The 20325-nt window shown below is 71.2% G+C and carries 20 protein-coding genes; 18 read left to right on the top strand and 2 right to left on the bottom strand.

The window, feature by feature from the left end; translation table 11 throughout:
• Positions 1–171: 171 nt before the first annotated feature.
• From dop to prcA, 5 genes are all read left to right on the top strand, one after another.
• Positions 172–1683: a depupylase/deamidase Dop gene (gene dop / locus ACH4TP_RS26265; RefSeq protein ID WP_389228391.1), complete on the top strand. Its 1512-nt coding sequence runs from the start codon at positions 172–174 to the stop codon at positions 1681–1683.
• A 160-nt stretch (positions 1684–1843) separates the two neighbouring features.
• The gene (locus tag ACH4TP_RS26260; RefSeq protein ID WP_030494396.1) at positions 1844–2056 is read left to right on the top strand and encodes a ubiquitin-like protein Pup; all 213 of its coding nucleotides are present in this window, start codon (positions 1844–1846) and stop codon (positions 2054–2056) included.
• A 36-nt stretch (positions 2057–2092) separates the two neighbouring features.
• Positions 2093–2692: an endonuclease VII domain-containing protein gene (locus ACH4TP_RS26255; RefSeq protein ID WP_398439296.1), complete on the top strand. Its 600-nt coding sequence runs from the start codon at positions 2093–2095 to the stop codon at positions 2690–2692.
• Positions 2644–3483: a proteasome subunit beta gene (gene prcB / locus ACH4TP_RS26250; protein ID WP_389228388.1), complete on the top strand. Its 840-nt coding sequence runs from the start codon at positions 2644–2646 to the stop codon at positions 3481–3483. Before ACH4TP_RS26255 ends, prcB begins: the two co-directional genes overlap by 49 nt.
• A 52-nt stretch (positions 3484–3535) precedes the next feature.
• Positions 3536–4288, top strand: coding sequence for a proteasome subunit alpha (gene prcA, locus ACH4TP_RS26245; protein ID WP_389228385.1), 753 nt, complete (start codon positions 3536–3538; stop codon positions 4286–4288).
• 66 nt (positions 4289–4354) lie between these two features.
• On the opposite strand, the gene ACH4TP_RS26240 is transcribed toward prcA, so the two are convergent.
• Complete coding sequence (locus ACH4TP_RS26240; RefSeq protein ID WP_398439295.1) at positions 4355–5374, bottom strand: LacI family DNA-binding transcriptional regulator; 1020 nt, start codon at positions 5372–5374, stop codon at positions 4355–4357.
• A 136-nt stretch (positions 5375–5510) separates the two neighbouring features.
• Here ACH4TP_RS26240 and ACH4TP_RS26235 point away from each other — a divergent pair, with 136 nt between their 5' ends.
• The 13 genes from ACH4TP_RS26235 to ACH4TP_RS26175 all read left to right on the top strand — a co-directional run bounded on the left by ACH4TP_RS26235 (position 5511) and on the right by ACH4TP_RS26175 (position 19380).
• On the top strand, positions 5511–6770 hold the full coding sequence (locus ACH4TP_RS26235; protein WP_389228379.1) for an MFS transporter: 1260 nt from the start codon (positions 5511–5513) through the stop codon (positions 6768–6770).
• A 69-nt stretch (positions 6771–6839) separates the two neighbouring features.
• Complete coding sequence (pafA, locus tag ACH4TP_RS26230) at positions 6840–8201, top strand: Pup--protein ligase (RefSeq protein WP_041128375.1); 1362 nt, start codon at positions 6840–6842, stop codon at positions 8199–8201.
• Between the two features lie 117 nt (positions 8202–8318).
• Complete coding sequence (locus tag ACH4TP_RS26225; protein WP_389228375.1) at positions 8319–9260, top strand: FKBP-type peptidyl-prolyl cis-trans isomerase; 942 nt, start codon at positions 8319–8321, stop codon at positions 9258–9260.
• Positions 9261–9317: 57 nt separating this feature from the next.
• Positions 9318–9689 carry an FKBP-type peptidyl-prolyl cis-trans isomerase gene (locus ACH4TP_RS26220; RefSeq protein ID WP_389228372.1) on the top strand — a complete coding sequence of 124 codons (372 nt, stop codon included), beginning with the start codon at positions 9318–9320 and terminating at the stop codon, positions 9687–9689.
• A gap of 138 nt (positions 9690–9827) precedes the next feature.
• Positions 9828–10784, top strand: coding sequence for a helix-turn-helix transcriptional regulator (locus ACH4TP_RS26215; RefSeq protein ID WP_389228369.1), 957 nt, complete (start codon positions 9828–9830; stop codon positions 10782–10784).
• Positions 10785–10800: 16 nt separating this feature from the next.
• Positions 10801–11754 (top strand): helix-turn-helix transcriptional regulator, encoded by a 954-nt coding sequence (locus tag ACH4TP_RS26210; RefSeq protein ID WP_398186316.1) that lies wholly within the window; start codon positions 10801–10803, stop codon positions 11752–11754.
• Positions 11755–11808: 54 nt separating this feature from the next.
• Positions 11809–12072 (top strand): hypothetical protein, encoded by a 264-nt coding sequence (locus ACH4TP_RS26205; RefSeq protein ID WP_389228365.1) that lies wholly within the window; start codon positions 11809–11811, stop codon positions 12070–12072.
• A 35-nt stretch (positions 12073–12107) separates the two neighbouring features.
• Entirely contained in the window at positions 12108–12305 is a 198-nt protein-coding gene (locus tag ACH4TP_RS26200; protein WP_398186319.1) for a hypothetical protein, read from the top strand.
• Positions 12306–12490: 185 nt separating this feature from the next.
• A complete protein-coding gene (gene tatA, locus ACH4TP_RS26195) occupies positions 12491–12772 on the top strand; it encodes a Sec-independent protein translocase subunit TatA (protein ID WP_389228361.1) in 282 nt (93 codons plus the stop codon).
• A 60-nt stretch (positions 12773–12832) separates the two neighbouring features.
• Positions 12833–13780, top strand: a complete 948-nt coding sequence (gene tatC, locus ACH4TP_RS26190; protein WP_389228359.1) for a twin-arginine translocase subunit TatC — start codon at positions 12833–12835, stop codon at positions 13778–13780.
• Between the two features lie 176 nt (positions 13781–13956).
• A complete protein-coding gene (locus tag ACH4TP_RS26185) occupies positions 13957–16788 on the top strand; it encodes a DEAD/DEAH box helicase (protein WP_389228356.1) in 2832 nt (943 codons plus the stop codon).
• A gap of 447 nt (positions 16789–17235) precedes the next feature.
• Positions 17236–18546 (top strand): cytochrome P450, encoded by a 1311-nt coding sequence (locus tag ACH4TP_RS26180; RefSeq protein WP_398439294.1) that lies wholly within the window; start codon positions 17236–17238, stop codon positions 18544–18546.
• A 30-nt stretch (positions 18547–18576) separates the two neighbouring features.
• Entirely contained in the window at positions 18577–19380 is an 804-nt protein-coding gene (locus tag ACH4TP_RS26175) for a class I SAM-dependent methyltransferase (protein ID WP_398439293.1), read from the top strand.
• Between the two features lie 14 nt (positions 19381–19394).
• Here ACH4TP_RS26175 and ACH4TP_RS26170 read toward each other — a convergent pair whose 3' ends face one another.
• Complete coding sequence (locus tag ACH4TP_RS26170; RefSeq protein WP_398439292.1) at positions 19395–20324, bottom strand: ADP-ribosylglycohydrolase family protein; 930 nt, start codon at positions 20322–20324, stop codon at positions 19395–19397.
• Position 20325: the final 1 nt, after the last annotated feature.

The raw sequence follows: 20325 nt of genomic DNA, 5'->3' as shown, positions 1-20325 counted from the left end.
TGTCCGGAAACCGGGCATCCGCAGCCGACGCATTCCATCCGGCATTTCCCCCGGAACCACAGGGAAACAGGGAAATACTGCAACTGATCTCCCCACCAGCGCGGAGCCGCTCTAGGCTCTTCGGTACCGCCGAGTCGCGCACAGTGAGCGCCGCCGGGCAAGGAGGGCCGCATGACCGTACGGCGAGTAATGGGCATCGAGACGGAGTACGGAATCTCCGTCCCCGGACACCCGAACGCCAATGCCATGCTCACCTCGTCCCAGATCGTCAACGCCTACGCGGCGGCGATGCACCGGGCGCGCCGCGCCCGCTGGGACTTCGAGGAGGAGAACCCGCTGCGGGACGCCCGCGGCTTCGACCTCGCCCGCGAGACGGCTGACTCCAGCCAGCTCACCGACGAGGACATCGGCCTGGCCAACGTGATCCTCACCAATGGGGCCCGGCTCTACGTGGACCACGCCCACCCCGAGTACAGCGCGCCCGAGGTCACCAACCCGCGCGACGCCGTCCTCTGGGACAAGGCCGGCGAGCGGATCATGGCGGAGGCGGCCGAGCGGGCCGCCCAGCTCCCCGGGGCCCAGCCCATCCACCTCTACAAGAACAACACCGACAACAAGGGCGCCTCCTACGGCACGCACGAGAACTACCTGATGAAGCGGGAGACCCCCTTCTCGGACATCGTGCGCCACCTGACCCCCTTCTTCGTCTCCCGCCAGGTCGTGACCGGCGCGGGACGGGTGGGCATCGGCCAGGACGGCCGGGAGGACGGCTTCCAGCTCAGCCAGCGCGCCGACTACTTCGAGGTCGAGGTGGGCCTGGAGACGACGCTCAAGCGGCCCATCATCAACACCCGCGACGAGCCGCACGCCGACGCCGAGAAGTACCGCCGCCTGCACGTGATCATCGGCGACGCGAACCTCTCGGAGATCTCCACCTACCTCAAGCTCGGCACCACCGCCCTCGTCCTCTCGATGATCGAGGACGGCTTCATCACCGTCGACCTCGCCGTCGACCAGCCGGTGCGGACCCTGCACCACGTCTCGCACGACCCGAGCCTCCAGTACCTGATCACGCTCCGCAGCGGCCGGACGCTCACCGCGGTCCAGCTCCAGATGGAGTACTACGAGCTGGCCAGGAAGTACGTGGAGGAGCGGTACGGCTCGGACGCCGACGAGCAGACCAAGGACGTCCTCACGCGCTGGGAGGACACCCTGGGCCGCCTGGAGACGGATCCGATGAGCCTCGCCGGCGAGCTGGACTGGGTCGCCAAGCGGGAGCTCATGGAGGGCTACCGCCGCCGCGACGGCCTGGACTGGGACGCGGCCCGGCTGCACCTGGTGGACCTCCAGTACGCGGACGTACGCCCCGAGAAGGGCCTCTACAACCGCCTGGTGGCCCGCGGGCGCATGAAGCGGCTCCTGGACGAGGCCGAGGTGGAGCGGGCCGAGACGGCGCCTCCGGAGGACACCAGGGCCTACTTCCGGGGCCGCTGCCTGGAGCAGTACGCCGACGACGTCGCCGCGGCCTCCTGGGACTCGGTGATCTTCGACCTGCCCGGCCGGGACTCGCTCCAACGCGTCCCGACCCTGGAGCCGCTGCGCGGCACCAAGGCACACGTGAAATCCCTCCTGGACCGCTGCCGTACGGCGGAGGAACTGGTGCGGGTTCTCTCCGGCGGCTGAAACAGCCGCCCGGCACGGGCCTGAAATACCCGGGCACTGGGAATCATGGAATCAGTGCCCGGGTGTTGTGGAAACTGCGGGGCCAATGTCAGACCCGACCTATAGGGTCTGATCTTGTACGGACTCAACCGAGCGGGCCGATTCGAGCGGGGTGAGGGATATGGCGACCAAGGACACCGGCGGCGGACAGCAGAAGGCGACGCGATCCACGGAGGAGGTCGAGGAGACCACCACCGAGGCGAGCTCCGACCTCAAGGAGCGCCAGGAGAAGCTGAGCGACGACGTGGACTCCGTCCTGGACGAGATCGACGACGTCCTCGAAGAGAATGCCGAGGATTTCGTCCGAAGCTTCGTGCAAAAGGGCGGCCAGTAGCCTTCGAATCGAAGGTTAAGTCGCAAGGGTGGGGAGATGTCGGAGGCTGTCAAGTACTGCCGCGGTTGCGGGCGGGATGTCCCGCTGACCGGATTCGCGCGGGACTGTAATCGCGGGGACGGACTGCAGCCGAGGTGCCGGGAATGCGTTGCCGCCTACGGGGCTGAGCGTTACCGGATCAGACAGGCAGCCAAGGGCAAGGTCGTCCGACGCGCGGCGGACGTGCCGGTGGGGCACAAGCTCTGCCGGCAGTGCGATCAGATCAAGCCGCACAGCGATTGGCATCGCAACGCCACCGCGTCGGACGGCCTCGCCACTTGCTGCAAGGCATGCAAGAAGGCCAAGGGGCGAGCCCGACATCTCAAGCGCCAGTACGGCATCACCGAGACCGAACGCGACCAGATGATCGCCGCCCAGGGCAGTGTCTGCGTGATCTGCCGGGAGGGTCCGGCGGAGCATGTGGATCACGATCATCAGACGGGTAAGGTCCGAGGCGTGCTGTGCTTCAGTTGCAACGCGGCGCTGGGGCAGTTCAAGGATCGGCCGGACGTCATAAGGCGTGCAGCCGCATACGTGGAAGGAAACCTGTGGAACCCAACACTCGTAGCACAGGGCGTCTACCGGCAGCCTTCCTGACGCCGGGATCCTCGTCCTTCATGGACTTCCTGGCTGATCACTCGCCGGAGCTGCTCCCGGGGAACCGGAAGCTGCCGGAGGGGATCGTCGAGGCGCCGCACGGCACCACCATCGTGGCCGCGACGTTCCCGGGGGGCGTCGTGCTCGCCGGTGACCGGCGGGCGACCATGGGGAACATGATCGCGCAGCGGGACATCGAGAAGGTGTTCCCGGCCGACGAGTACTCCGCGGTCGGCATCGCCGGCACCGCCGGTCTCGCCGTGGAGATGGTCAAGCTGTTCCAGCTGGAGCTGGAGCACTTCGAGAAGGTGGAGGGCGCGACGCTCTCCCTGGAGGGCAAGGCGAACCGCCTCTCCACCATGATCCGGGGCAACCTGGGCATGGCCATGCAGGGGCTCGCCGTCGTGCCGCTCTTCGCGGGCTGGGACGAGGGCAAGGAGAAGGGCCGGATCTTCTCGTACGACGTGACCGGCGGCCGCTCCGAGGAGCACGGCTTCGCCGCCACCGGCTCCGGCTCGATCTTCGCGCGCGGTTCGATGAAGAAGCTGTACCGCGCCGACCTGTCCGAGGAGCAGGCCACCACCCTGGTGGTGCAGGCGCTGTACGACGCGGCGGACGACGACTCGGCGACCGGCGGTCCCGACATGGCCCGCCGCATCTTCCCGATCGTCACCGTCATCACCGACGAGGGCTTCCGCAGGCTCACCGAGGAGGAGTCCTCCGCGCTGGCCCGATCGGTCACCGAGCGGCGCCTGGAGCAGCCCGACGGGCCGCGCGCCGCCCTGCTCTGACCGTCCCTCGCCCGTAGCAGCCCTTCAGACCGGAAGAAAGGGACGGTAGCCGGTGTCCACGCCGTTCTATGTCTCACCCCAGCAGGCCATGGCCGACCGGGCCGAGTACGCCCGCAAGGGCATCGCCCGCGGCCGCAGCCTGGTCGTCCTCCAGTACACCGACGGCATCGTCTTCGTCGGTGAGAACCCCTCGCGCGCACTCCACAAGTTCAGCGAGATCTACGACCGGATCGGCTTCGCGGCCGCCGGCAAGTACAACGAGTACGAGAACCTCCGCATCGGCGGCGTGCGCTACGCCGACCTGCGGGGCTACACCTACGACCGGGACGACGTCACCGCGCGCGGCCTGGCCAACGTCTACGCCCAGACCCTGGGCACGATCTTCTCCAGCGCGGGGGAGAAGCCGTACGAGGTGGAGCTCGTCGTCGCCGAGGTCGGCAGCGAGCCGGAGGGCGACCAGATCTACCGGCTGCCCCACGACGGCTCGATCGTGGACGAGCACGGCTCGGTCGCGGTCGGCGGGAACGCGGAGCAGATCAGCTCCTACCTGGACCAGCGCCACCGGGACGGCATGTCGCTGGCCGAGGCCCTGAAGCTGGCCGTGCAGGCGCTCTCGCGGGACACCAACGGCACCGAGCGGGAGATCCCCGCGGAGCGCCTGGAGGTGGCGGTCCTGGACCGTACGCGCCCGCAGCAGCGCAAGTTCAAGCGGATCGTCGGCCGCCAGCTCTCCCGTCTCCTGGAGGCGGACGACGCGGCGGTGGCGAAGACGGACGAGCCCTCGGACGAGGCTCCCGAGGAGTAGTCGGCTCCGCCCCGAGGGGTCCCGGTCCGCGCGCGAGCGGGCCGGGACCCCTCGGCGTTTCCGGCCTCAGGAGGCCGGTGCGGGCCCCGAGGAGCCCCGGGGGACGAGGGTGACGGGCAACGCGACGGGCTCGGGCCGTTCGCCCGCCAGAACGGCGAGGAGCGCCTCCATGCCCCGTCGGCCGAACTCCTCGGCGGGCAGCCGGACCGTGGTCAGCTCGGGCTCCAGCACGGTCGCCAGGGCCATGTCGTCGAAGCCGGTGACCGAGAGGTCCTCGGGGACCCGCAGGCCGAGCCGGCGCGCGGCCTTGCAGACGCCGGCCGCGAGGATGTCGTCGTCGCAGATCACCGCCGTGGGCCGGGCGCCGGGAGCGGCGAGGGCCGCGCCCGCGGCCTCCTGGGCGTCCGTGACGTTCAGCGGGGACCGCACGGTGCGCACGTCCGCGCCGCGCAGGGCGCGGGAGAGCGCCTCGGCCCGCACGTCGAAGGTCCAGGACGGGGCCGCGGACGCCAGGTGGAGGAAGCGGCGGTGGCCGAGGGCGAGCAGGTGGTCGGTGACCCGGCGCATGCCGTCGGCGACGTCGAGGTTCACGTGGGCGGCGGCGCCCGGGCCGGCCGGGTCGCTGTCGAGCATGACGAGCGGGAGGTCGCCGCCGCGGAAGGCCTCCAGGGCGTCGGTCGCCACGGAGGAGGCGATGACGCCGTCGAGGGCGGCCTGCGCCGAGGCGAAGGGGTCGCGGGCGGGGCCCAGGCCGTCGGGGGAGGGGTAGAGCACGACGCCGAACCCGTGCTCCGCCGCGGCGGTGGCGGCGCCCGTGTAGACGTGGGCGAAGAACTCGTTGGTGAGGGCCGGGACGATCAGGAGGGCGGTGCGGGTGCGCCCGAGCCGGAGGTTGCGGGCGGCCAGGTTGGGCCGGTAGCCGAGCTCGGACGCGGCCTCCCGGACGGCCCCCGCGGTGCGCTCGGAGACGCGGCCGCGCCACTTGTCGCCGAGGACCAGGGAGACGGTGGCCTGGGAGACGCCCGCCGCCCGGGCCACGTCCCTGCTGGTCGGGCGGGGGCCGCCGAGGGGGTCGGGGGACTGCACGGGGAGCCTCCGCGTGGGACGGTGGTCGGGGGGCGTGGGCGCGCGGGGTGGACCCGCGTACAGCCGTCATGGTACGTATGACCCAGGACGTTATACGTAAAACCTCGGCAGGGTTCCGAGGTGACGGGAGGGTGACATGGCCACCGAGGCCCCCGCGCACGGCGGCTATCTCGACATACTCCGGGCACCGCACGCCGCCCGGCTGCTCGCCGGGACCCTGGTCGGGCGCCTGCCCAACGGCACCGGCCCCATCGCCATGACCCTGTTCGTCCGCGACCTGGGCGGCAGCTACACCCTGGCCGGCGGCCTGATCGCGGCCTACGGCCTCTCCAACGCCGTCGGGCAGCCGCTCCTCGGCCGCGCCGTCGACCTCAAGGGCCAGCCCCGCGTCCAGCTGCCCGCGGCCGTCCTCTCCGCGCTCGGCATGGCCCTGTTCGCCCTCACCGGCATCGGGAACCTGGCCCTCGCCTACGCCGCCGTCGTGGTCGCCGGGCTCTTCACCCCGCCGCTCGAAGGCGGCCTGCGGGCCCTGTGGCCGAGCGTCCTGGGCCGCGAGGACCGGGTCCACCGGGCGTACGCGCTGGACGCGGTCGCGCAGGAGGTCATGTTCACCGTGGGCCCGCTCCTGGTGACCCTCCTGGTCGCCCTGTGGTCGCCCGCCGCCGCCCTCCTCGTCATCAACGTCCTGGGAGTCCTCGGCGCCCTCGCTGTCGTCCTCTCCGAGCCCTCCCGCGCCTGGCGCTCCGCGGCCCGCGAGGCGCACTGGCTGGGGGCCCTGCGCTCGCCCGGGCTCCTCGCCCTCCTCGGCTCGTTCTTCTTCGTCGGCCTCGCCCTCGGCTCCATCACGGTCGCCGCCGTCGCCTACGCCGACGACCGGGGCACTCCGTCCGTGTACGGCTGGCTGATGGCCGCCCTGGGCCTCGGCGCGCTGGCCGGCGGCGTCCTCTACGGCGCCCGGCAGTGGTCCGGGGCGCCCGAGCGGCGGCTGCGGGTCCTGGTGGCCCTCCTCGCGGTCTGCTACCTGCCGCTCATGCTGACCCCCGCTCCCGTGGCCATGACCGGCCTCTCGGTGCTCTCCGGGTTCTTCCTCGCCCCCGTCCTCGCCTGCGCCTTCATCGTGGTCGACCGGCACGCCCCGAGCGGCACGGTCACCGAGGCCTTCTCGTGGCTCGTCACCACCTTCGGCGTCGGCGCGGCCCTCGGGTCCGCCGTCGCGGGACCGGCGGTCGAACTGGCCGGGACGGCGGCCGGGTTCGCCGTGGCCGGTGCGGGCGGCCTCGTCGCGCTGCTCGTCCTGCTGGCCACGGGCCGGGTCCTCCACCCCCGTGGACCCGCGCGACACGCCGACGGAGAGGCGGTCCCCACCGCCGTACACGCCGAAAAGAACGCGCACTGATCGGAAAATGATCGAAACGGGAGCGTCCAACCCGGTTTCAGCGCACGCCGTCAGGCGTAATGTTCAGACATGGACCGCCGCATTTTCGGGCTGGAGAACGAGTACGGCGTCACGTGCACGTTCAGGGGACAGCGCCGACTGTCTCCTGACGAAGTGGCGCGCTACCTCTTCCGCCGTGTCGTGTCATGGGGCCGCAGCAGCAATGTCTTCCTGCGGAACGGCGCCCGCCTGTACCTGGACGTGGGTTCGCATCCGGAATACGCAACGCCGGAATGCGACAACGTGACCGAACTGGTCACCCACGACAAGGCCGGCGAGCGCATTCTCGAGGGCCTTCTCGTCGACGCCGAACGCCGCCTGCACGAGGAGGGAATCGCGGGCGACGTCTACCTCTTCAAGAACAACACCGACTCGGCCGGAAACTCCTACGGCTGCCACGAGAACTATCTCGTCGCCCGCCACGGGGAGTTCTCCCGGCTCGCGGACATCCTCATTCCCTTCCTCGTGACGCGGCAGCTCATCTGCGGCGCGGGCAAGGTCCTCCAGACCCCGCGCGGCGCGGTCTACTGCGTCTCCCAGCGCGCGGAGCACATCTGGGAGGGCGTCAGTTCGGCCACCACCCGCTCGCGGCCCATCATCAACACCCGGGACGAGCCGCACGCCGACGCCGAGCGCTACCGCCGGCTGCACGTCATCGTCGGCGACTCCAACATGTCCGAGACGACCATGCTGCTCAAGGTCGGCGCCACCGACCTCGTGCTCCGCATGATCGAGGCGGGCACCGTGATGCGCGACCTGACCCTGGAGAACCCGATCCGGGCGATCCGCGAGGTCAGCCACGACATCACGGGCCAGCGCAAGGTCCGGCTCGCCAGCGGCCGGGAGGCCTCCGCCCTGGAGGTCCAGCGCGAGTACTACGAGAAGGCCGTGGACTTCGTCGACCGCCGCGGCATCCGCTCCGGCACGGTCGCCCAGGTCCTGGAGCTGTGGGGCCGTACGCTCGACGCGATCGAGAGCGAGCAGCTCGACCGGATCGAGACCGAGATCGACTGGGTCATGAAGCACCGGCTCATCGAGCGCTACCGGGCCAAGCACAACATGACCATGTCGAACCCGAGGGTCGCGCAGATAGACCTCGCCTACCACGACATCCACCGTCGTCGCGGGCTGTACTACCTGCTCCAGAAGAACGGGCAGGCGGCCCGCGTCTGCAACGACCTGAAGATCTTCGAGGGCAAGTCGGTGCCCCCGCAGACCACTCGGGCCCGGCTGCGCGGCGACTTCATCCGCCGCGCGCAGGAGCAGCGGCGGGACTTCACCGTCGACTGGGTCCACCTCAAGCTCAACGACCAGGCGCAGCGCACGGTGTTGTGCAAGGACCCGTTCCGCTCCGTCGACGACCGGGTGGAAAAGCTGATCGCCGGAATGTAGTCAGGTCGCACCGACCTCTCGGGCCCCGCGCGTTCGGCGTGCGGGGCCCTCGACGTGACAGGAGGAACGCCTAGAGTGTCGGCACAACTACTGTGCCGTCTGAGATCTGAGGAACACGTGCGCCGACTTGCCGGCCTTCTCGTCGTCCCGCTGCTGCTGCTCTCCACAGCGGCCTGCGGCAGCGACGACAAGGGCTCCGATTCCGCCTCGATGACGAACGGACTGCCCACCATCACCGCGGGGCAGAAGTTCGGGGAGAAGCCGACCCTCGCCAAGGGCGAGGGCGACCCGCCCAAGGAACTCAAGGTCAACGTCATCAGCGAGGGCAAGGGCGCGGTGACGAAGAAGGGCGACGCGCTCTCGGTCAACTACCTGGGCCAGGCCTGGGACGAGACCACCCCCTTCGACAACAGCTTCGACCGCGGGCAGCCCTTCTCGCTGACGCTCGGCGAGGGCAAGGTCATCCAGGGCTGGGAGAAGGGCCTGGAGGGCCAGAAGGTCGGCAGCCGCATCGAGATCGGCATCCCGCCGGCGCTCGGTTACGGCGAGGCCGGCTCGCCGCCGAGCATCAAGCCCAACGCCACCCTCGTCTTCGTCGTGGACATCCTGAAGTCCGTGACGATCCCGAAGTCCGCCACGGGCACCCCGGTCGCCCAGGACGACAAGGACCTGCCGAAGGTCGGTACGAACACCGACGGCAAGGCCCCCTCGCTGACCGTCCCGAAGGTGGACCCGCCGACCAAGCTCGTCTCGAACTACGTGCTCGAGGCCAACGGCGAGGCCGTCAAGGCCACCGACACGGTCGTCGTGAACTACGTCGCCGCCCTGTGGAAGGACGGCAAGGTCTTCGACTCGACCTACACCACGGGCAAGCCCGCGAACTTCCCGCTCCCGCAGCTCACGCTGAAGGGCCTCAAGGACGGTCTCGTCGGCAAGAAGATCGGCAGCCGTGTCCTGATCGTCGCCCCGCCGTCGGAGGCGTTCGGCGACAAGGAGCAGCAGGGCATTCCGAAGAACTCCACGCTGGTCTTCGCCGTGGACATCCTGACGAAGGTGTAAGACTGTCCGTTCGCGCGGTTCACCGTCGCGCGATTCATCAGTTTGAGGAGCAGTTCAGTGAGCATCGAGAAGCCCGAGGTCGACTTCCCGGGTGGCGAGCCGCCGAAGGACCTGAAGATCAGGGACATCTGGGAGGGCGACGGCGCGGTCGCCAAGGCCGGTGACTTCGTGCAGGTCCACTACGTGGGCGTCGCCTTCTCCACGGGCGAGGAGTTCGACTCCTCCTGGAACCGCGGCACCCCGCTGCGGTTCCAGCTTGGCGTCGGTCAGGTCATCTCCGGCTGGGACCAGGGTGTCCAGGGCATGAAGGTCGGCGGCCGTCGCGAGCTGATCATCCCCGCCGACCTCGCCTACGGCGACCGTGGCGCGGGCAGCGCGATCGCCCCGGGTGAGACGCTGATCTTCGTCTGCGACCTGGTCGCCGTCTGATCGGACGTACCGGACCGGTGACGGTTCTCCGAGGGCCCCCGCCGTCACGGCGGGGGCCCTCGGCTTTGGTCCCGACACTCCGGGGCGGTACGGTCGGACGTCCGAGAAGTGGATCCGGCGGAAGGGTGCGGGGCGGCGATGGCGATTGCCAAGTCCGAGCGGCTGATGAATCTCGCGCTGTGCCTGCTCGGGACGCGTCGCCCGCTGAGCAAGCGGGAGCTCCGCGGCTCCATCGAGGCCTACCTCGAAGCGAGCGGCGACGATGCCTTCAACCGCATGTTCGAGCGGGACAAGGACGACCTGCGGGAGCTCGGCCTGGTCATCGAGACCGTCGAGAACCTGGAGGGCGAGACGGGCTACCTCGCCCGCCGCGACTCCAACCGGCTGCCGCCGATCACCCTCGACGCCGAGGAGGCCGCCGCGCTCGGCCTCGCCGCCAAGGTGTGGCAGCAGGCCCGGCTCGCCGGGGCCGCCAGTGGCGCGCTCCAGAAGCTCCGCGCGGCCGGGATGCCCGAGGCGGAGGACTCGTACGACACCCAGCCCAGCGCCCTCGAACCGCGCATCCCGGTCCGCGAGGCCGCCTTCGAGCCGCTCATGCTGGCCTGCCGCGACCGCCGGCCCGTCGTCTTCGACTACCGCAAGGCCAACGCCGCCCGCCCCGAGACCCGCCACGTCGAGCCCTGGACCCTCGAGTGCTGGCGCGGCCACTGGTACCTGGCCGGCTGGGACCGCGACCGCGGCGCCGAGCGCGTCTTCCGGCTCTCCCGCATCACCGGCAAGGTCCGCTCCCGGGCCGGCGCCTTCACCGCGCCCGTGCCCGACGTCGTGACCGTCCGGGAGACCGTCGAGAGCTGGGCCGGCGAGACCGCCACCCGCTCCGCGCGGATCCGGCTGCGCGCCGGCTGCGGCTATCCGCTGCGGGCCCGCGCCCAGGCCGTGACCGAGGGTGACGACGGCTGGGACGAGCTGGAGATCCCGTACGGGCACGGCCTCGACGCCTGGCTCGTCGAGTTCGGCCCCGACGTCGTCGTACTGGAGCCCGCCGACCTGCGGGCCGATGTGGTGGAGCGGCTGCGCGCCGTGGCCAAGGGCTGAGGGGGAGACGTACCGCATGGCTGCCAACGCGATCGACCAGACGAGGCGGATGCTCTCCCTCGTCACCTACCTCCGTGAGCGCCCCGGCGCCCACGTCGCCGACGTGGCGCGCGCCTTCGGGATCACCGAGGACGAGCTGATCTCCGACCTGGACGTGCTGCCCATGTGCGGCACCAGCTTCCGGGGCGGCGACCTCCTCGACATCGACACCGACGGCGACCGGATCTGGTGGCACAACCCGGACGACGTGGCCGCGCCGCTGCGGCTCGCCGCCGACGAGGCGACCGCGCTGCTCGTCGCCGCCCGGGCCGTCGCGACCCTGCCGGGGCTCCGGGAGGGCGACCGGGACGCCCTGCTGCGCGCCACGGCCAAGCTGGAGGCGGCGGCCGGAGAGGCCGCCGGGGCGAGCGCCCGGCTCTCGGTGACCTTCGAGTCCGAGGGCGGGGTCTTCGCCGAGGTCGACCGGGCCATCTCGGAGCGCAGACGTCTGTGGGTGCGGTACTACTCGCCCGCGCGCGACGAGCTCACCGAGCGCGAGGTCGACCCGATCCGGCTTTTCGCCGTCGGCCACACCTATATGGAGGCGTGGTGCCGGCTCTCCGAGGCGCGCCGCACCTTCCGGCTCGACCGGGTCGTCGAGATCCGGATCCTCGACGAGCACGCGGCGCCGCCGGAGCTGGAGCTGCGTGACCTCTCCGAGGGCCTGGTCCACCCGTCGGCCGACGACCCGGAGGTCGTGGTCGAGGTGGGGCCCGGCGGGCGCTGGGTCGCCGAGTACTACCCGCACGACCGGGCCGAGGAGCTGCAGGACGGCGGGTTGCGGATCACGCTGCGGACGCCGGACCCGGCCTCTCTGCGCAGGCTGGCGCTGCGGCTCGGCAGCGACGGGCGGATCGTCGCGCCGGCGGAGCTGGCCGACAGCGCGAGGACGGCGGCGGCCGCCGCGCTCGCCGCGTACGAGGGCGTGTGACGTTCCCCGCCCCGGGGACGCTGATACTGACGTGATGCCAGAGTCGAGAGAGAGATGAGGGATATGTCCGCTATGCAGGGTTTTGCGGCGTCCATGGCCCCGGTCCTCTTCAAGGCCGCCTGCCCCGACTGCCGCTCGCGCTTCGAACTCTCCGCGAGTTCCCTGCGCCTGGCCATCGGGGCCAGCCGCCGCACCACCTTCTACTCCTTCACCTGCCCCGAGTGCGGCAGCTCCGTCCGCAAGCCCGCGGGCGAGCGCATCGTCGAACTCCTCACCGGCGGCGGGGTCCGCACCCTGCGCCTCCACACCACCGTCTGAACGACCCGCACGCGCGCAACGTCTAGGCTCAGCACATGTTCTGGCCCATGCTCGCCATCGCCCTCGGCTTCCTCGGCCTCGCCGTCCTCGGCGTGCTCGCCGTCAAGGTGTTCCTGGAGGTCCAGCGCCTCGGCCGTCAAGTGGCCCACACCACAGAGCGGATCCAGCGGGCCGCCGAAGAGCTCGAAACCGCCGCCGTCGGCCTCGCCCGGACCGGTGAGTCGCTCCGCTGAGCCCGTGCCGTACGCTGCAAGAAGCCGCCCCGGTCAGGTCCCGTGGGGCGCAATCGGGAGTATGCACGGGCATTGCCCCGCGTTTACTCCTGCGGGTTACGATCGCAGGCAGCGCGGTGGCCGGACGCATGTCCGACCCGCCGGGCACGCACTCCATGTCGCCTCGGTGAAGAAGGTAAACAGCTATGGGTAGGCTCGGCCCCACCGAGATCATCCTCATTCTCGTCGTCGTCATCCTCCTGTTCGGCGCCAAGAAGCTTCCCGACATGGCCCGATCGCTGGGCAAGTCGGCCCGCATCCTCAAGAGCGAGGCCAAGGCGATGAAGGCGGACGACCAGCAGAGCGCCCCCGCCGACCCGCCGCACGCCGGGACGCAGGAGCCCGCCCCGCGCACCATCCAGGCCGCTCCCGGCGACGTGACCAGCGCGCGGCCCGTGGCCGAGCCCTCGGACACCACCAAGCGCTGACCCGGTCCGCCGCGGCCGCCGCACCGTGCGGCGGCCTGCCGCACGAGATGAGGACGTGGGTTGCTCAAGTCTGCCCGCAAGCAGGAGAAGGACCCCGAGGGCCGGATGCCCCTCGTGGAGCACCTGCGTGAACTCCGCAACCGACTGGCGAAGGGCCTCCTCGCCATCACGGTGGTGACGATCGTGGCCCTCGTGTACAGCGAGGAGCTCCTGAACTTCCTGGGGCGGTCGGTGCCCAGGTGCCCGCCGGGCGTCACCAGTGACGGCGGCAACTGCGCGACCGTCACCTTCAACACGCTGATGGCGCCCTTCAGCACGACGATCCAGGTGTCCCTGACGGCAGGTCTCGTCGTCGCCAGTCCCATCTGGCTCTACCAGCTCTGGGCCTTCATCGCGCCCGGGCTGCACAAGAACGAGAAGCGGTACACGTACGCCTTCGTCGGCGCGGCCGTGCCGCTCTTCGGCGCGGGTGCCTACCTCGCGTACCTCATCCTCCCCGTCAGCGTGAAGGTCCTCATCAGCCTCACGCCCGAGGGTTCCGCGAACCTGCTGGCGCTGAACGACGTCCTCGACTTCACCCTGCGCATGGTGCTCGTGTTCGGCCTCGCCTTCGAGCTCCCGCTCGTCCTGGTGATGCTCAACCTCACCGGTGTCCTCTCCGGCCGCCGCATGGCCGGCTGGTGGCGCGGTGTGATCATGGGCGTCTTCATCTTCGGCGCCGTGATCACCCCGACCACCGACCCCGTCGGCATGATCGCCCTCGCCGGGCCGATCACGATCCTGTACTTCGGGGCCGTCGCCTTCTCCCTCCTCAACGACCGGCGACGCAAGCGCCGCAACCCCGACGCCGAGCTCGACGACGACGAGGCCTCCTCGCTCGACCTCACCCCCGAGGCCGTCGGGGCCGTCGAGTCCGTGAGCGCTGCCCGTGTCCTGCCCGAGCAGTCCACCGGGGAGCACGGCGGAGCGGGGGCCCAGCGCCTCAACGGGTACGACGACATCACCTGATCCCGTACGGCCCCTCGGCCGGTCCTCCACGGTTGGTCCTTCACGGTCCCCCCGGGCAGCTGCCCGGGGGGACCGTCCTCGTGACCAGGGGTTCCATCCCCCGGAACCTCACCCTCCGCATCCCCTCGATAAAGATCGCGTCACTGTCACAGGGGGCGGGTAGGCTCGACAACAAGATGACAGAGGACCTCACACCAGCCGAGGCGTACGCGGCCGCCCGCGCCCGCAACGCCGAGCAGCGCACCGCACTGGCACCCTTCCGCGAGCTGTACGACTTCGGTCTGGACCCCTTCCAGATCGAGGCCTGTCAGGCACTCGAAGCGGGCAAGGGCGTGCTCGTCGCCGCGCCCACGGGCTCCGGCAAGACCATCGTCGGCGAGTTCGCCGTCCACCTCGCCCTCACCCAGGGCCGCAAGTGCTTCTACACGACCCCCATCAAGGCGCTGTCGAACCAGAAGTACGCCGACCTCGTCAAGCGGTACGGCAACGACAAGGTCGGCCTGCTCACCGGTGACAACAGCGTCAACGGCGACGCCCCGATCGTCGTCATGACGACCGAAGTCCTCCGCAACATGCTGTACGCCGGATCCCAGGCCCTCTCCGGCCTCGGATACGTCGTGATGGACGAGGTCCACTACCTCTCCGACCGCTTCCGCGGCGCCGTCTGGGAGGAAGTGATCATCCACCTCCCCGAATCGGTCACCCTCGTCTCGCTCTCCGCGACCGTGTCCAACGCCGAGGAGTTCGGCGACTGGCTCGACACCGTCCGCGGCGACACCGAGGTCATCGTCTCGGAGAGCCGCCCCGTACCCCTCTGGCAGCACGTCCTAGCCGGACGCCGGATGTACGACCTCTTCGAGGAGGAGACCGACCACGGCGGCCGCGGCGCGTCCCGGCGCGAGGTCAACCCCGACCTCCTCCGCCTCGCCCGCACCGAGAACACGCGCACGTACAACCCGCGCGAGCGGCGGCGCGGGAAGATGGTCCGGGAGGCCGACCGCGAGCGCGAGCGCCGCCAGCGCTCCCGCATCTGGACCCCCGGCCGCCCCGAGGTCATCGAGCGCCTCGACGCCGAGGGGCTGCTGCCCGCCATCACCTTCATCTTCAGCCGCGCCGGCTGCGAGGCCGCGGTCCAGCAGTGCCTCTACGCCGGACTCCGGCTCAACGACGACGAGGCGCGGGAGCGCGTCCGCGAGATCGTCGAGGCCCGCACGGCCGCGATCCCCACCGAGGACCTCCACGTCCTCGGCTACTACGAGTGGCTCGAAGCCCTGGAGCGGGGCATCGCCGCCCACCACGCCGGGATGCTCCCCACCTTCAAGGAGGTCGTCGAGGAGCTCTTCGTCCGCGGCCTCGTCAAGGCCGTCTTCGCCACCGAGACCCTCGCGCTCGGCATCAACATGCCCGCGCGCACGGTGATCCTGGAGAAGCTCGTCAAGTGGAACGGCGAGCAGCACGCGGACATCACCCCCGGTGAGTACACCCAGCTGACCGGACGCGCCGGCCGCCGCGGCATCGACGTCGAGGGCCACGCCGTCGTGCTCTGGCAGCGCGGACTCGACCCCGGCCACCTCGCCGGACTCGCCGGCACGCGCACGTACCCGCTGCGCTCCAGCTTCAAGCCCTCGTACAACATGGCGGTCAACCTCGTCGAGCAGTTCGGCCGGCACCGCTCCCGCGAGCTGCTCGAAACCTCCTTCGCCCAGTTCCAGGCCGACCGCTCCGTCGTGGGCATCTCGCGCCAGGTCCAGCGGAACGAGGAGGGGCTCCAGGGCTACCGCGAGGGCATGACCTGCCACCTCGGGGACTTCGAGGAGTACGCGCGGCTGCGCCGCGACCTCAAGGACCGCGAGACCGAACTGGCCCGGCAGGGCGCCGCCCAGCGCCGCGCCCAGGCCGCGAGCTCCCTGGAGAAGCTCAAGCCCGGCGACGTCATCCACGTCCCCACCGGCAAGTTCGCGGGCCTCGCACTCGTCCTCGACCCCGGCATCCCGGCCGGCCGGACCAACGGCCACCGCGGCTTCGAGCACCACGACGGGCCGCGCCCCCTCGTCCTCACCGCCGAGCGGCAGGTCAAGAGGCTCGCCTCCATCGACTTCCCGGTCCCGGTCGAGGCGCTGGAGCGCATGAGGATCCCCAAGTCCTTCAACCCGCGCTCCCCGCAGTCCCGCCGCGACCTCGCCTCCGCCCTGCGGAGCAAGGCCGGGCACATCAACCCCGAGCGCCACCGGCGGCAGCGCGCCGCCGCGGCCGACGACCGCGAGATCGCCCGGCTGCGCACCGAGATCCGCGCGCACCCCTGCCACGGCTGCGACGAGCGCGAGGACCACGCCCGCTGGGCCGAGCGCTACCACCGCCTCCAGCGCGACACCCAGCAGCTGGAGCGGCGCATCGAGGGCCGCACCAACACGATCGCCCGCACCTTCGACCGGATCGTCGCGCTCCTCACCGAGCTCGACTACCTGCGCGGGGACGAGGTCACCGACAACGGCAAGCGGCTCGCCCGGCTCTACGGCGAGCTCGACCTGCTGGCGAGCGAGTGCCTCCGCGACCGTGTCTGGGAGGGTCTCACCCCGGCCGAACTCGCCGCCTGCGTCTCGGCGCTGGTGTTCGAGGCGCGGCAGGCCGACGACGCCGTCGCGCCCAAGCTGCCCACGGGCAACGCCAAGGCCGCGCTCGGCGAGATGGTCCGGATCTGGGGCCGTCTCGACGCCCTCGAAGAGGAGTTCAAGATCAACCAGGCGGAGGGCGGCGTCGGCCAGCGCGAGCCCGACCTCGGCTTCGCCTGGGCCGCCTACCAGTGGGCCTCCGACAAGAGCCTCGACGAGGTGCTCCGCGAGGCGGAGATGCCCGCGGGCGACTTCGTCCGCTGGTGCAAGCAGGTCATCGACGTCCTCGGCCAGATCGCCGCGGCGGCGCCCAAGGAGAACAGCACGGTCGCCAAGAACGCCCGCAAGGCGGTGGACGCGCTGCTGCGCGGTGTCGTGGCCTACAGCTCGGTGGCCTGACGGATCGCTTAGGTTCGGCGGTTCGTCGGCTCGTCGGCTCGCGAAGGGGCCCGTGGCGGATGATGCGCCACGGGCCCCTTCGCGTCTTGCGCGTCCTGCCGACAGGAGTTGTCCCAGCAAGAGTCGTCCCGGCAAGAGTTGTCCACAGGTCGTCGTCCACAGGGCTGGCGCGGGGGCCTGCCCTTCCGCTTGCATGGACTCGCAAGCAGGGGACGCCAGTTGGGGAGGGGACGCGCAATGACCACGCACGCCGGTCCGGGCGCCGGGAAGCGGGACGAGGGACAGCCGAAGGGGGCGCCGGGGCAGGCCTCGGGGCGGTCTTCGGGTCAGGTGTCGCCGGGGCGGGCCTCGGGGGCTTCCTCGGGCGAGACGCGGACGCCGCCTCAGTCTCCGCCCCAGCCTTCGTCTCCGTCTCCGTCTCCGGTCTTCGTCGACGGGCCGCGAGGCGTGCCCCTCCTCGGCAACCTTCCCGCCTTCGGCAAGGACCCCCTCGCCTTCTTCGAACAGCTCCGGGAGCGAGGGGACTTCGTCCGCTGGCGCTTCGGCGGCAAGCGGTCCCTCTTCATCGCCCACCCCGACACGGTCGGGGAGCTCCTCACCGAAGTCGAGCGCAGCTTCGACCAGCCGGACCTCGGCATCGCCTTCCGCACCCTCCTCGGCAACGGCGTCATCGTCTCCAAAGGAGCCGACTGGCGGCGCAAGCGCTCCCTCGTCCAGCCCTCCGTCCGCCCCAAGCAGGTCCGGTCCTACGCGGCGACCATGGCGGAGTGCGCCGTGGCCCTCGCCGACCGCTGGGCCGACGGAGAGCGGGTCGACATCAAGAAGGAGATGGCGGCCCTCACCCAGCTCATCGCGGTCCGCACCATCTTCGGGGTCGACACCGCCGCCGACGCCGAGGCCATCGGGCAGGCGATGGACATCGCGCAGAAGGAGATCGGCGCCGAGTTCAGCGGCATCGGGGCGGTGCTGCCGGACTGGGTGCCGACCCCGGGACGCGCCCGCATCAAGCGGGCGACCGCCGTCATCGACGCGGAGGTCTCCCGCGTCGTCTCCCGCCACCGTGACGGCGACACGGAACGCCCCGACCTCCTCAGCCGGCTGCTCGCCGCCCGGGACGAGACGGGCGCGCCCCTCTCGGACCAGGAGATCCGCGACGAGACCGTCACCCTCTACATCGGCGGTCACGAGACCACCAGCTCCACCCTCGTCTGGGCCTGGTACCTCCTCTCCCGCAACCCCCGGGTCCGCGAAGCCCTCACGGAGGAGCTCGACCGCGTCCTCGCCGACCACGAGCCCGGCCACGACGACTACGCCTCCCTCACCTACACCCAGGCCGTCATCAAGGAGACCCTGCGGCTCTACCCCACGATCTGGCTCCTCACCGGCCTCGCCAAGGAGGGCGCCACCCTCGGCGGCACCCCCGTCCCCGCCGGGACCCGCGTCTGGTCCAGCCAGTGGGCCACCCACCGCGACCCCCGCTGGTACGGGGACCCCGAGGCCTTCCGGCCCGAGCGCTGGCTCACGGGAGACGACGGCGAACCGGCCGAGCAGATACCGGAGTACGCCTGGTACCCCTTCGGCGGCGGCCCCCGCGTCTGCCTGGGCACCCGCTTCGCCCTCGTGGAGTCCGTCCTCGTCCTCGCGGTCCTCGCCCGCCGCTACGACCTGGACCTCACCACCGAAGAGATACGCCCGGTCCCCAGCCTCACCCTCCAGCCGGACCGCGACGTCCTGGCCACGGTCCGCGCGCGGACCTGAGACCCGGTGGGGTGCGGCTATCGTCGCGGGATGGCTCAAGATCCCGAGAAGTTCGACACTGCGATGGACACCTGGCAGGAGTGGCAGGAAGCCCCCTGGGGCCGCCTGCGGTACACGCTCGCCGAGGTGAACCTCATGCGTCACCTCGGCGACGGCCCTGGGAACGCTCCGCTGCGGATCCTCGACCTCGCGGGCGGTGACGGTGGCGACGCGATGCGGCTCGCAGCGCGGGGGCACCACGTCACCGTCGTCGACCTCGCGCCGGGGATGCTGGCCGCCGCCGAGGCGCGGGCCGCGGAGCGGGGGCTGTCGGAACGGGTGACGTGTGTCCGGGCCGATGTGCATGCGCTGCCGGCCGACATCACCGCGGGCGGCTTCGACGTGGTGCTGTGTCACAACCTCCTGCAGTACGTGGACGACGTGCCCGGCACCCTCGGCACGGCGCTCGCCCCGCTGAAGGAGGGAGGACTGTTCTCGGTGATGGCGATCAACCGGCACTCGGCGCCCCTGAACGTTGCCGTCCGGCAACTGGACCCCGCCGCGGCCCTGGACGCACTCGACAGCGACCGGCTCCGGACCGAGATGTTCGACTCCGAGCTGACGCTCCACACGGCGGAGGAGATCATCCCGGTCCTGGAGAACCTCGGCTGCCGAGACGTCCGCCACTACGGCATCCGCAGCTTCTGCGACTACCTGACCGACGACGCGCGCAAGTACGACCCGACGTACTACGCCGACCTCGAACGACTGGAACTCGCCACGACGGCGCGAGCTCCTTACACGCACACCGCGCGGCTCTTCCAGCTGACGTCCCGCAAGCGGACGGCCGCCTGACGGGCCGGTGGGTCTCAGCGCCCCGAAACCAGGGCCTCGGCCAGGTCCCGCAGGTCCGGAGCGCGCAGCACTCGGCCGGCGAAGCCGGGGAGGGGGACGTGGAGGAGGGAGGTCCAGCGGGAGGGGATGGCTTCGGGGCCGTACACAGCGCCCGCGAGGGTGCCGGTTACGGCGGCGACGGTGTCGGTGTCGCCGCCCAGGTCGACCGCGGCGGCGAGGGCTTCCTCGAAGGAGGTCGTGGTGCGCAGTGCCCAGACCGCGGAGCCGAGGCAGGGCCAGACGGCTCCGTTGAACTCGGTGGCGTCGTCCGGGTGCCAGTCGGGGGCGAGTGCGGTCGCCCACCGTTCCCGGTGGGCGGGGGCCACCTCGGCCAGCGTGGCGGGCACGGCGGCGAGAGGGTCCTCGCCGAGGAGGGCGACCCGGACCAGTTCGTGCAGGATCGCCGTGCCTTCCCAGGCGGCGCCGTCCCCGTGCGTCAGGGCGGCGATCCGGCGGGCGGCGTCCATGGTTTCCGCGCGGCCCCGTGTCGCGAAGTACACGGCCGAGGTGGAGGCGCGCATCAGGGAACCGTTGCCGGCGGCGCGGCCGTTGACCTGGAAGTGCAGGGCGGCGGCGGTGTCCCAGGGGTCGCCGCCCAGGAGGACCTGCTCGGTCTGGAGGCCGATGTCCTTGGGGTCGGCCGCCGCCCAGCGTCGGAAGCGGTCGAAGACGTCCGGCAGGTCGAGGCCGCCCCGTTGGAGGAGCGACTCCCCGAGCAGGACGGCCATCTGCGTGTCGTCCGTCGCCTCGCCCGGGTCCCAGCCGCCGCCTCCGCACAACTCCCCGACGCCGTCCGGGAACCGCTCCCGGAACACGCCGGGGAGCCCGAACTCGAAGGGGGCGCCCAGGGCGTCACCCACGGCGGAACCCAGTACGGCGCCCACGGCCCGGTCGTTGTCCGGCATC

The organism is Streptomyces sp. NPDC021012, from assembly GCF_044333355.1.
Classification (GTDB): domain Bacteria; phylum Actinomycetota; class Actinomycetes; order Streptomycetales; family Streptomycetaceae; genus Streptomyces.
The sequence above is the reverse complement of the archived record's forward strand: the minus strand, read 5'-3'. Positions and strand labels throughout refer to the sequence as shown.

What these genes read in the sequence shown, in the direction of transcription:
- ACH4TP_RS26185 (WP_389228356.1), top strand. Translation starts at nt 13,957, where the DNA reads ATGACAGAGGACCTCACACCAGCCGAGGCGTACGCGGCCGCCCGCGCC.
- ACH4TP_RS26260 (WP_030494396.1), top strand. Translation starts at nt 1,844, where the DNA reads ATGGCGACCAAGGACACCGGCGGCGGACAGCAGAAGGCGACGCGATCC.
- pafA (WP_041128375.1), top strand. Translation starts at nt 6,840, where the DNA reads ATGGACCGCCGCATTTTCGGGCTGGAGAACGAGTACGGCGTCACGTGC.
- dop (WP_389228391.1), top strand. Translation starts at nt 172, where the DNA reads ATGACCGTACGGCGAGTAATGGGCATCGAGACGGAGTACGGAATCTCC.
- tatA (WP_389228361.1), top strand. Translation starts at nt 12,491, where the DNA reads ATGGGTAGGCTCGGCCCCACCGAGATCATCCTCATTCTCGTCGTCGTC.
- ACH4TP_RS26205 (WP_389228365.1), top strand. Translation starts at nt 11,809, where the DNA reads ATGAGGGATATGTCCGCTATGCAGGGTTTTGCGGCGTCCATGGCCCCG.
- ACH4TP_RS26210 (WP_398186316.1), top strand. Translation starts at nt 10,801, where the DNA reads ATGGCTGCCAACGCGATCGACCAGACGAGGCGGATGCTCTCCCTCGTC.
- ACH4TP_RS26235 (WP_389228379.1), top strand. Translation starts at nt 5,511, where the DNA reads ATGGCCACCGAGGCCCCCGCGCACGGCGGCTATCTCGACATACTCCGG.
- ACH4TP_RS26255 (WP_398439296.1), top strand. Translation starts at nt 2,093, where the DNA reads ATGTCGGAGGCTGTCAAGTACTGCCGCGGTTGCGGGCGGGATGTCCCG.
- ACH4TP_RS26215 (WP_389228369.1), top strand. Translation starts at nt 9,828, where the DNA reads ATGGCGATTGCCAAGTCCGAGCGGCTGATGAATCTCGCGCTGTGCCTG.
- ACH4TP_RS26200 (WP_398186319.1), top strand. Translation starts at nt 12,108, where the DNA reads ATGTTCTGGCCCATGCTCGCCATCGCCCTCGGCTTCCTCGGCCTCGCC.
- ACH4TP_RS26170 (WP_398439292.1), bottom strand. Translation starts at nt 20,324, where the DNA reads ATGCCGGACAACGACCGGGCCGTGGGCGCCGTACTGGGTTCCGCCGTG.
- ACH4TP_RS26175 (WP_398439293.1), top strand. Translation starts at nt 18,577, where the DNA reads ATGGCTCAAGATCCCGAGAAGTTCGACACTGCGATGGACACCTGGCAG.